Source organism: Cedecea sp. (assembly GCF_036500665.1).
In the GTDB taxonomy this organism is placed as follows: Bacteria; Pseudomonadota; Gammaproteobacteria; order Enterobacterales; family Enterobacteriaceae; genus Cedecea.
This window is the reverse complement of the sequence record NZ_DASYBS010000093.1, coordinates 77425-89077: the sequence shown is the minus strand read 5'-3', so window position 1 is coordinate 89077 and position 11653 is coordinate 77425. Positions and strand designations below refer to the sequence as shown.

The following is an 11653-nucleotide window of genomic DNA, read 5'->3' as shown; positions in this document are numbered from 1 at the left end:
ACTCAGGCGGGGTTGAGCTGTCGGGAACAGCGAAAGAGAGCGATCGTCGGGAACGAATCGCGAACGACCCCGAATGTTTGGGTGATAGCCGGTGGGTTTACCGCTTTAGCGGCGATGAGCTCGCCGGGCGCCGGGGCTGTTCGGGGGATGGCGTTATCCCCCGGACACGTTCACCGTACTCTGAACGTGTCCGGGGAAAACAGATCTACTGGTGAACGGAAAATAGCGGAGCAACAGATCTCTCCTTGCAAGAGAGATCGCTACTTAACTGCTCGCTTTACTGTCAAATTTCCCAAAAAGCTCACGCTCATAGGCCTGGGCTTTTTTATGGTCGAATTTGTGTTCCCACTTGGCGATAACCAGCACCGCCAGCGCGTTGCCGACCACGTTCAGCGCGGTACGCGCCATATCCAGAATACGGTCAACCCCGGCAATAAACGCCAGCCCTTCCAGCGGAATACCGACGCTGCCAAGCGTCGCCAGCAGCACCACGAAGGAGACACCCGGCACGCCGGCAATCCCTTTTGAGGTCACCATCAGCGTCAGTACCAGGATGATTTCCTGCCACAGCGACAGATCGATACCGTACAGCTGAGCGATGAAAATCGCCGCGATGCTCTGGTACAGCGTCGAGCCATCGAGGTTAAACGAGTAGCCGGTCGGCACCACGAAGCTGGTGATCGACGCCGGAGCACCATAGGCCTCCATCTTCTCGATAATGCGCGGCAGCACGCTCTCAGAGCTGGCGGTGGAGAACGCCAGGATCAGCTCGTCTTTCAGAATCCGCATCAGGATAGTGATTTTCAGCCCGCATATGCGCGCCACGGCGCCCAGCACCACAAACGCGAAGAAGGCAATCGCCACGTACACCAGCACCACCAGCTTCAGTAGCGGCCAGAGCGAGGCAAAGCCAAAGTTCGCCACGGTCACCGAGATAAGCGCGAAGACGCCCACCGGCGCATAGCGCATCACCATGTGCGTCACTTTGAACATGGTTTCAGAGATGGAGCGGAAGACGGTCACCAGCGGCTCGCGATGCGTGGCCGGCAGCGACGACAGCCCAAGGCCAAACAGCACCGAGAAGAAGATGATCGGCAGCATATCGCCCTTCGCCATCGACGCGACAATGTTGGTGGGTACGAGGGACAGAATGGTGCCCATCAGACCGTGAGCATGGCTTTGAACATCCTGGGCAGTATGCTGATATTTCGAAATATCCACGGTAGCAAGCTGCGACATATCAATGCCGTGGCCCGGTTGAAACACATTCGCAAGCGTAATGCCCAGAATGATGGCAACCGTCGTGATCACTTCGAAATAAATGATAGTTTTTGCCCCAATGCGGCCAAGCTGCTTTGCGTCGCCAACGCCCGCGATACCTACCACCAGGGTAGAGATAACGATCGGCACAACAATCATTTTAATCAGATGGATAAAGATATCCCCCGCCGGGGACAGCAGGTTAGCAATCAGCCATTCACGGCTATCACTTTGATAATGAAGAAAACTTCCTAAGAGAATGCCCAGCACCAGCGCAAGTAAAATTTGCCAGGCCAGGCTGATTTTAAAGTTTTTCATAACGACTACAGTTCCTCAAAAAAGCGCCATTCCCATGCTGTTGATCCAGGAAAAGGTCACAAACTGAAAGGGGGTATGACAAACGTCAGGTGTTACGCGGGATTTTTATAGCGCCGTATCAGTACCATCCAGATAGCATGCTACGCAACTCTTCATTTTCAGAGGTATGCACTCACATAAAGCAGATAAACGGGATTTTTCTTAGACTCACAAGCATAACCTATTGTTATATAAAAATTTTATTTTTTTATTTTTAGTGATCAATACCACAAGTAATTATTTCTTATGATTCATCTGCTTGAACAATTATTGCGCAATTATTTTAATGCGTGATCTGCCGCCCAAAAAGTAAACAAAGCTGCCAATACCCCTACAATTAACGTTTGTGTGACATATTATTAACATCCAAAAGGAGAAAAAAAGCCATGAGCCAAGTACACAAACATGCTATTCCCGCAAACATTGCGGACCGTTGCCTGATAAACCCGGAGCAGTACCAGGCCCTGTATCAACAGTCGATACAGGATCCGGACGCGTTTTGGGGCGAACAAGGGAAAATTCTCGACTGGATCAAGCCGTATCAAAAGGTAAAAAATACCTCTTTTGCGCCGGGAAACATCTCTATCAAGTGGTATGAGGACGGTACGCTCAATTTAGCCGCGAACTGCCTCGACCGGCACCTGAAAGAACGGGGCGATCAAACCGCCATTATCTGGGAGGGCGATGACGCGACCCAGAGCAAAAACATCACCTACCGCGAGCTGCATCGCGACGTCTGCCGTTTCGCCAATACGCTGGTCGATCTGGGGATTAAAAAAGGGGATGTTGTCGCCATTTATATGCCGATGGTGCCGGAAGCGGCCGTTGCCATGCTGGCCTGCGCGCGTATTGGTGCCGTACATTCCGTCATCTTTGGCGGCTTCTCGCCTGAGGCCGTGGCCGGACGCATTATCGACTCCAGCTCGCGGCTGGTGATCACCGCCGACGAAGGCGTGCGCGCCGGGCGTTCCATCCCGCTGAAAAAGAACGTGGATGATGCGCTTAAAAACCCAAATGTTAAAACCGTCGAGCACGTTATCGTGCTTAACCGTACCGGCGGCAAAATCGACTGGCACCAGAACCGCGACCTGTGGTGGAGCGAGCTGGTAGAAAAAGCCAGCGACCAGCACCAGCCGGTCGAAATGAACGCCGAAGATCCGCTGTTCATCCTCTATACCTCCGGCTCTACCGGCAAGCCAAAAGGTGTGCTGCACACTACCGGCGGCTACCTGGTTTACGCCGCAACCACCTTTAAATACGTCTTCGACTACCACCCAGGCGATGTGTACTGGTGTACCGCGGACGTGGGCTGGGTTACCGGGCACAGCTACCTGCTTTACGGCCCGCTGGCCTGCGGGGCAATCACGCTGATGTTTGAAGGCGTGCCTAACTGGCCGAAGCCAAACCGCATGGCGCAGGTGGTCGACAAACATAAGGTGAATATTCTCTACACCGCGCCGACCGCCATCCGCGCGCTGATGGCCGAAGGGGATAAAGCCACCGAAGGCACCGACCGCTCTTCGCTGCGCATTCTTGGCTCCGTGGGCGAGCCCATCAACCCGGAAGCCTGGGAGTGGTACTGGAAGCACATCGGCAATGAGAAATGCCCGGTGATGGACACCTGGTGGCAGACGGAAACCGGCGGCTTCATGATCACCCCGCTGCCGGGCGCAACCGAGCTGAAAGCCGGTTCCGCGACCCAGCCGTTCTTTGGCGTTCAGCCCGCGCTGGTCGATAACGAAGGCAACCCGCAGCAGGGCGCAACCGAAGGCAATCTGACGATTACCGATTCCTGGCCGGGCCAGGCGCGCACGCTGTTTGGCGACCATGAGCGCTTCGAGCAGACCTACTTCTCCACCTTCAAAAACATGTATTTCAGCGGTGACGGCGCGCGCCGGGACGAAGACGGCTATTACTGGATAACGGGCCGCGTGGACGACGTGCTGAATGTGTCCGGCCACCGTCTGGGTACCGCAGAGATAGAATCAGCGCTGGTTTCGCATCCGAAGATTGCCGAGGCCGCCGTGGTCGGCATCCCACACAATATTAAAGGCCAGGCGATTTACGCCTACGTCACGCTGAACCACGGCGAAGAACCGACGCCGGAGCTGTACGCCGAGGTTCGTAACTGGGTACGTAAAGAGATAGGCCCGCTTGCCACGCCGGATGTACTGCACTGGACAGACTCGCTGCCAAAGACCCGCTCCGGCAAAATTATGCGCCGCATCTTGCGCAAGATTGCCTCCGGCGACACCAGCAACCTGGGCGATACCTCAACCCTCGCCGATCCTGGCGTGGTAGAAAAACTGCTGGAAGAGAAGCAGTCCATTTCGATGCCTTCTTAAAACAGAATTACCCCTCGTTATTTCAGGCAAGGGCCGGGTGAGAGGATTGAGCCGTATATTTCCCCTCACCCTAACCCTCTCCCCAAAGGGGCGAGGGAACCGTACGGCGTTTTTACTTAAAAACAATACCCTATCCCCTCCTATGGATTTCGCGTTGCAGGCAGCAAACACTGTCATCCCCAGGAGCATAGATTCACTATGTGACTGGGGTGACAAATCTGTCAGGAACAGATTTGAACGCTGATTACAGCGGCCCCCGTAGGGGCGAGGTCCATGGACGGACCGAGTAATCGTGTGCAGCCAACGCACCTGCAGCGCGAAAGACGACGGAGGACCTCTGGAGACTCTGTGATGAATCAAGATATTTATCAGCGGATAGAAAGCAGTGCGCATTTCAGGGAGTTGGTTTCCAAAAGGCAACGGTTTGCCGCCCTCCTGTCACTGATTATGTTAGTGATTTACGTGGGTTTTATTTTGCTGATTGCCTTCGCACCCGCGTGGCTTGGCACTCCGCTTCATGACGGTACCAGCGTCACGCGAGGCATCCCTATCGGCATCGGCGTTATCGTTATTTCCTTCCTGCTCACCGGGATTTATGTCTGGCGTGCTAACGGCGAATTTGACCGCCTGAACAACGAAGTGCTGCGTGAAGTGGGGGTTAAATGAAACGTTTTCTTGCGGCCTTTGCCGTTCTGCTGCCTGCCGGTGCTTTCGCCGCCGATGCGATAACCGGCGACGTGCAGCGCCAGCCAACCAACTGGCAGGCGATCATCATGTTCCTGATTTTCGTCGCCCTGACGCTGTATATCACTTACTGGGCGTCCAAACGCGTTCGCTCCCGCAGCGATTATTACACCGCAGGCGGCAACATTACCGGTTTTCAGAATGGCCTGGCGATTGCCGGTGACTTTATGTCGGCCGCCTCGTTCCTCGGGATTTCCGCGCTGGTTTATACCTCAGGTTATGATGGTCTGATTTACTCGCTGGGTTTCCTTGTCGGCTGGCCGATTATCCTGTTCCTGATCGCCGAACGCCTGCGTAACCTGGGCCGCTATACCTTTGCCGACGTGGCGTCTTACCGCCTTAAGCAGGGGCCAATCCGCACGCTGTCCGCCTGCGGCTCGCTGGTCGTGGTCGCCCTTTACCTGATTGCCCAGATGGTGGGCGCCGGGAAGCTCATCGAGCTGCTGTTCGGCCTGAACTACCACGTCGCCGTAGTGCTGGTGGGCGTGCTGATGGTGATGTACGTACTGTTTGGCGGCATGCTGGCCACCACCTGGGTGCAAATCATCAAAGCCGTGCTGCTGCTGTTCGGCGCAAGCTTCATGGCGTTTATGGTGATGAAGCACGTCGGCTTTAGCTTCAACAACCTGTTCAATGAAGCGATGGCGGTTCACCCTAAAGGCGCGGCAATCATGAGCCCTGGCGGATTAGTCAAAGACCCCATTTCTGCGCTCTCTTTGGGCCTCGGCCTGATGTTTGGCACCGCTGGCTTGCCGCACATCCTGATGCGCTTCTTCACCGTGAGCGACGCCCGCGAAGCGCGTAAGAGCGTGTTTTACGCCACCGGCTTCATGGGTTACTTCTACATTCTGACCTTTATCATCGGCTTTGGCGCCATTATGTTAGTCGGTGCTAACCCAGCGTTTAAAGACGCGGCGGGCGCGCTGATTGGCGGCAACAACATGGCGGCGGTTCACCTTGCTGATGCGGTCGGCGGTAACCTGTTCCTGGGCTTTATCTCTGCGGTTGCCTTCGCCACCATCCTCGCGGTTGTGGCCGGGTTAACGCTGGCGGGCGCTTCGGCGGTGTCTCACGACCTTTACGCCAACGTCTTCCGCAAAGGCGCTTCCGAACGTGATGAGTTAAAAGTATCGAAAATCACCGTTCTGGTGCTGGGCGTGGTGGCTATCCTGCTGGGTATTCTGTTTGAAAAACAGAATATTGCCTTCATGGTGGGGCTGGCGTTCTCGATTGCCGCAAGCTGTAACTTCCCGATTATTCTGCTGTCGATGTACTGGTCGAAGCTGACCACGCGCGGCGCGATGATTGGCGGCTGGCTCGGCCTGCTGACCGCCGTGGTGCTGATGATTCTTGGCCCAACAATCTGGGTGCAAATTCTCGGCCACGAAAAAGCGGTCTTCCCGTACGAGTACCCGGCGCTGTTCTCTATTCTGATCGCGTTTGTCGGTATCTGGCTGTTCTCGATTACCGATAACACGCCGGAAGGTAAGCTGGAGCGTGAGAAGTTCCGCGCGCAGTTTATTCGTTCTCAAACCGGCATCGGTATCGATCAGGGGCGGGCTCACTAGTTAGTAAGCGCTTACCGGGGCTATATATGCCCCGGTAAATGTAGGTTAAAACATTAGCCAGCTGACCAGCGGCGCGACCAAAACCGTCACTACGCCGGACAGCATCATCACCAGGCTGGCAATCACCCCTTCCTGAGGCCCCAGTTCGTAAGAGCGCGCGGTGCCCGCGCCGTGAGAAGCTGCACCGAATCCGGCACCTTTAGCGATTCCTTCCCTGATCGACAGGCGCAGAAACAGTACGTCCCCTACCGCCATACCGAACACGCCGGTGATCACCACAAACAGCGCCACCAGTTCAGGTTCGCCGCCGATGGGTTTTGCCGCCGCCAGGGCAAAAGGTGTGGTAATCGAGCGCACCGCGAGGCTGCGTTGAATGCCGTCAGGCAGGGTAAATAAGCGGGCCAGCCAAATCGAGCTGGTTACCGCCACAACCATCGCCGTCAGCACGCCGGCGGACAGCGACATCCAGTGGCGTTTAATTACCCTAAGGTTGTCATAAACCGGCACCGCAAAAGCGATGGTGGCAGGCCCAAGCAGCCACAGCAGCCAGTGCGCCTCGCCCATGTAGTTACTGTAAGAGATGTGCCCGAAGACAAGCATCGCCACCAGCAGCACCGGCGTAAAGACCAGCGGCATCAGCGGCAGTTTGCGAAAGCGGCGATACAGGCGTTTGTTGGCGAAGTAGAAAATCAGCGTGACCACGAGGCACAGCACGCTGAGCTGAAAGTTAGTCATGGCGCTGCTGCCTGCGGGCTTCGCGGTCCAGCTCAAAGCGGTAAACTCTTTCCACCACGAAAGCCGTACTGGCCAGCACCAGCACGGTGCTTATCGCAATCACGGCAAAAATGCGCCAGCCTTCCACCATCAGCAATTGCGAGTAATTCACCACGGCAACGACCGCCGGGACAAAGAACAGCAGCATCTCGGCCAGTAGCCATTTTGACCCTTCCCTGACCCATTTCAGCGGCACAATGCGGCAGACAATCAGCGCCAGGAGCAGCACCATTCCCACCAGATTCGCGGGCAGCGGCAGGTGCCCCCACGTGACCAGCTGCTCGGCAAAAACAAAAAGCCCGGCGTACAGGGCAACCTGCACGGGAACGCGCAGGCTATGAATTACAGCAGGCGTAAAACGACCTAACGCCAAAGCCATGATATGTACTCCAGAAAAAATACCAGCCACGATTATAGAGAGCGGTTCTTCGCTACTGAAATGAATTAAAATCATTGCAGGTATAGTTAACGGGAATAGTTATGGACATCAGAACGCTGCGTTATTTCGTCGAGGTTGTACGCCAGCAGAGCTTCACGCGTGCGGCGGAGAAGATGTTCGTCACGCAGCCCACCATCAGTAAGATGCTGCGCAATCTCGAGGATGAGCTGAACTGCACGCTGCTGATCCGCGACGGTCGCCGCCTGCTGCTGACCGACACCGGCCAGATAGTATTCCAGCGCGGGCTGGCAATCCTTGCCGAGTTTCGCCAGCTTGAGGCCGAGCTAAGCGACATTAAACAGCTCACCAACGGCGTGCTGCGCCTCGGCATTCCGCCGATGGTCGGCACCCTGATGACCGGCCCGATCGGCGTTTATCAGCATCGCTACCCCGGCGTGGAATTTAAGATTTCCGAGTTCGGCGGCCTGACGGTGCAGCAGGCGGTGATCAACGGCGACCTCGATCTCGCGGTGACGGCGATGCCGATAGAAGACGAAAACGCGCTAACGGTGATGCCGCTGTTCCGCCATCCGCTCTGCGTGCTGGTGCCCCGCTCCGGCCCGTGGATTGGCCGCACCAGCGTTGACCCGGCTGAGCTGGCCGAACACCCGCTGCTTATCTACAACGAAGATTTCTCCCTTAGCCGCCAGCTTATGCAGCTGTTTGCCGACAACGGCTTCACCCCGCGCATCGCGGTGCGCAGCGGGCAGTGGGACTTCCTGGCGGCGATGGTTCAGGGCGGCGTGGGGATTGCGGTGCTGCCGGAGCCGATTTGCCGCAAGCTCGACCACACCACGCTGATGTGGCTGCCGCTCAACAGCAATTTAAGCTGGCAGTTAGGGATGATTTGGCGTGAAGGGGTTTATATTTCGCAGAGCGCGCAGGCGTGGATTGATTGCTGCAGAGAGTTCTGGCCGGAAGTGGAAACCGACCAGAACTAGCGGGATTACTCTTTCTCGATCAGCAGCGCTTCCAGCAGGTCGAGATCGTGCAGGAGTTTTTGCAGGGTCTCGTTGCTGATTTGCTGCGTGGCGCGCAGATGGTAAAGCTCGGCGCGCTCCGAGCGCAGCGCCGTCAGGCGGAAGCGGCGTTCCAGGTTTTCTTCCAGCTCGCTGCTCTCAACGTCATTCCGGCCGTCTGCCCGGCGACGTAAATTCCCGATAACCCGCGAACTCACCTCCTTCAGCAGCTGGTCGTCAATGTTCTCATTGCTGTCGACGGCCAGCCGTTCTTCCATTTTCTGGATAGCGACAATCGCCACTTCGGCCGTCGCGGAACGTGCCAGACGCTCTTCTTTACGCGCCAGAGACTTATCTCCGACCTCAACGTTTCGCAGCAGAATCGGCAGCATGATAACCCCGGCAAACAGCGAGAACAGGATCACGCCAGCGGAGAGGAAAATCAGCTCATAGCGCGCCGGGAAAGGCGTACCGTCGTTCAGGAACAGTGGGATCGACAGCACACCGGCCAGGGTAATCGCCCCACGCACGCCGGCGAAAGAGGCGATACCCAGCTCGCGGGTAGTGAAGGAGCCGAACTCCAGCGGGCGTTTTTTCATAAAGCGTAGGCTGATGCGCTTCATCGACCACAGCCACAGGAAACGCACCGCGATCAGCGCGAAATAAATCATGCCGACGTCGAGGAATAGCATCCACAGTTCAACGTTCGGATCGGCATTGGCCGCCGCGACGGACGTCTCGAGAATGCCCGGCAGCTGCAGGCCTAACAGCAGGAAGACCATGCCGTTAAACACAAACTCCAGCATCGCCCAGACGCTGTTCGCACGCAGGCGCATGGTGAGTGGCGCGCTGCGCAGAACGCCGGACCGGGTGATGGTCATCCCTGCGGCCACTGCGGCCAGAATGCCGGAAACCCCGATATGCTCGGCAATCAGATAAGACGCGAACGGCAGCAGCAGCAGCAGCAGAATCTGAGTTGCCGGTTCATCGCCGCTCCAGCGGCTCATCAGGCGCAGCGATTTCCCGTACAGCCAGCTGACCGCGATACCCGCCAGCAGGCCGCCCACGGCAACCTTGAAGAACTCGAGGGATGCACCGCCGACGCTAAAGGCCATCGCCCCAATGGCGACCGCGACAGCGAGCTTCAGGGACACCAGGCCGGAGGCGTCGTTCATCAACGCTTCGCCCTGCAAAATACCCATGATTTTCTTAGGAATACGCCCTTCACCCACGATACCTGAAAGCGCCACGGCGTCCGTCGGTGACAGCACGGCGGCCAGCGCAAAAGCAGGCACCAGCGGGATCCCCGGTACAAGGAAGTAAATCAGGAACCCGATGCCGACCACGGTGACCAGCACCAGCACCAGCGCCAGGCCAATAATTTCCCGGCCATGGTGGAGAAACTCATGGGTCGGCGTCTTCCAGCCGTCGGCAAACAGCAGCGGCGGAATGAAGAGCACCAGGAACAGCTCAGGGTCAAATTCGACGTGCAGGCCAAAGTGCGGCCAGGCAAGCAGGGCCCCAATGGCGATTTGCATTAACGGCAGCGGGATCTGAAACGGCAACATACGTGTTACCACCCCAGAGAGGGAGACCACGAGGGTCATAATCAAGATGGTGAAGAAAATTTCCATGTTTTCCCTGAACGTGATGTGTGATTTGAAGCGTCGCCTTTGGCGGTTGTTTTAATAATAAAACAACTTTTTTCATCACATTGGAACCGGAAATGCCCGAAGTGGGCAAAAGCGGCGGGTTACAGAGCGCAACCCGCACGAATTGAAAATCAGATAGCCCAACCGCCGGCGTAGAACGCCACCAGCGCAACGGCGATAACCACGGTACCGATGTTCAGCTTACGCCATTCACCGGACACCACGCGGCCGATAACCAGAGAAGCAAAACCGATCATGATGCCGGTAACAATGTTACAGGTCAGCACGATAAATACCGCAGTAATCAGCCCGGCCATCGCATCAACGAAGTCCGCAAAATCGATTTTGGCGACGTTGCTCAGCATCAGCAGGCCAACATACATCAGCGCAGGCGCCGTGGCGTAAGCCGGCACCAGATAGGAAAGCGGAGACAGGAACAGGATAAGCAGGAACAGCACGCCAACGACGATCGCGGTCAGGCCGGTTTTACCGCCCGCTGCAGTACCCGCTGCTGATTCGATGTAAACCGCTGCCGGGGCTGCGCCCACCAGACCGGAGAACACGCTGCTCAGGGAGTCGGTGGTCAGCGCTTTGCCGCCGTCGATGATCTGGCCGTCTTTGTCCAGCAGGTTTGCCTGGCCGGCTACCGCACGGATAGTCCCGGTGGCGTCAAATACCGCGGTCATTACCAGCGCCAGCACGCTTGGCAGCACAATCGGGTTCAGCGCGCCCATGATGTCCAGGCTGCCAATCAGCGAGTTGCCTTTGTCATCGCTCAGCGACGGCATGGCGAAGATACCGGAGAAGTGAACGTTCGGGTCAAAAATCAGGCCAACGATGGACACGCCGATAATCGTCAGCAGAATGCCGCCCGGCACCTTCAGTTTTTCCAGACCGATGATCACCGCCAGGCCAATCAGCGACATGATAACCGGGAAGCTGGCAAAGTGGCCCAGCGCAACCGGCAGCCCGTCCAGCGGGTTTTTAATCACCAGGCCGACGCCGTTTGCGGCAATCAGCAGCAGGAACAGGCCGATACCAATCCCGGTGCCGTGCGCCACGCCCATCGGCAAATTGCGCAGAATCCAGCTACGAATGCCGGTGGCAGAGATAAGGGTAAACAGGACGCCCATCAGGAACACCGCGCCAAGCGCGACCGGCACGCTAATGTGCTGGCCGAGTACCAGGCTAAAGGCGGTGAAGGCGGTCAGCGAGATGGCGCAGCCGATAGCCAGAGGCAGGTTGGCCCACAGGCCCATAACGATGGAGCCCACGCCCGCCACCAGGCAGGTCGCCACGAAGACCGCCGTTGGTGGGAAACCCGCTTTACCGAGCATGCCCGGCACAACGATGACGGAGTAGACCATGGCCAGGAAGGTCGTCAGACCGGCGACAACTTCCTGACGCACGTTACTGCCACGTGCAGAAATTTTGAACCAGGCGTCGAGCGAACCGCCGGCACGCGGAGAAGGTGTAGACATAGTGAAAAATCCCCTGAGATTTTTAGAATGACGTTTGTCCGGGTGGTGGACAACCCGCTGCCAGTTAAACGTTG

At 56.9% G+C, this 11653-nt stretch carries 10 protein-coding genes; 5 read left to right on the top strand and 5 right to left on the bottom strand.

Features of this window, described 5'->3' with window-relative positions:
- On the top strand, window positions 1-215 hold a 215-nt coding region (locus tag VGM55_RS14795; RefSeq protein ID WP_331635893.1), incomplete at its 5' end, for a hypothetical protein.
- A gap of 49 nt (window positions 216-264) precedes the next feature.
- On the opposite strand, the gene gltP is transcribed toward VGM55_RS14795, so the two are convergent.
- Complete coding sequence (gltP, locus tag VGM55_RS14790; RefSeq protein WP_154188537.1) at window positions 265-1578, bottom strand: glutamate/aspartate:proton symporter GltP; 1314 nt, start codon at window positions 1576-1578, stop codon at window positions 265-267.
- A gap of 425 nt (window positions 1579-2003) precedes the next feature.
- Between gltP and acs the strand changes: the two genes are divergently transcribed.
- The 3 genes from acs to actP all read left to right on the top strand — a co-directional run bounded on the left by acs (window position 2004) and on the right by actP (window position 6274).
- A complete protein-coding gene (acs, locus tag VGM55_RS14785) occupies window positions 2004-3962 on the top strand; it encodes an acetate--CoA ligase (RefSeq protein WP_331635892.1) in 1959 nt (652 codons plus the stop codon).
- Window positions 3963-4313: 351 nt separating this feature from the next.
- Complete coding sequence (locus tag VGM55_RS14780; RefSeq protein ID WP_154188539.1) at window positions 4314-4628, top strand: DUF485 domain-containing protein; 315 nt, start codon at window positions 4314-4316, stop codon at window positions 4626-4628.
- Window positions 4625-6274 (top strand): cation/acetate symporter ActP, encoded by a 1650-nt coding sequence (gene actP, locus VGM55_RS14775; RefSeq protein ID WP_331635891.1) that lies wholly within the window; start codon window positions 4625-4627, stop codon window positions 6272-6274. The genes VGM55_RS14780 and actP overlap by 4 nt, the downstream gene beginning before the upstream one ends.
- A gap of 45 nt (window positions 6275-6319) precedes the next feature.
- Here the strand turns inward: actP and VGM55_RS14770 are convergent, their stop codons facing one another.
- Both VGM55_RS14770 and VGM55_RS14765 read right to left on the bottom strand, forming a co-directional pair.
- Complete coding sequence (locus VGM55_RS14770; RefSeq protein ID WP_331635890.1) at window positions 6320-7009, bottom strand: LrgB family protein; 690 nt, start codon at window positions 7007-7009, stop codon at window positions 6320-6322.
- Window positions 7002-7427, bottom strand: coding sequence for a CidA/LrgA family protein (locus VGM55_RS14765; RefSeq protein WP_331635889.1), 426 nt, complete (start codon window positions 7425-7427; stop codon window positions 7002-7004). The genes VGM55_RS14770 and VGM55_RS14765 overlap by 8 nt, the downstream gene beginning before the upstream one ends.
- Window positions 7428-7528: 101 nt before the next feature.
- Between VGM55_RS14765 and VGM55_RS14760 the strand changes: the two genes are divergently transcribed.
- Window positions 7529-8428 (top strand): LysR family transcriptional regulator, encoded by a 900-nt coding sequence (locus tag VGM55_RS14760; RefSeq protein ID WP_331635888.1) that lies wholly within the window; start codon window positions 7529-7531, stop codon window positions 8426-8428.
- A gap of 5 nt (window positions 8429-8433) precedes the next feature.
- Here VGM55_RS14760 and VGM55_RS14755 read toward each other — a convergent pair whose 3' ends face one another.
- Complete coding sequence (locus VGM55_RS14755) at window positions 8434-10080, bottom strand: Na+/H+ antiporter (RefSeq protein ID WP_331635887.1); 1647 nt, start codon at window positions 10078-10080, stop codon at window positions 8434-8436.
- A 149-nt stretch (window positions 10081-10229) separates the two neighbouring features.
- Complete coding sequence (ghxP, locus tag VGM55_RS14750) at window positions 10230-11579, bottom strand: guanine/hypoxanthine transporter GhxP (protein ID WP_154188545.1); 1350 nt, start codon at window positions 11577-11579, stop codon at window positions 10230-10232.
- Window positions 11580-11653: the final 74 nt, after the last annotated feature.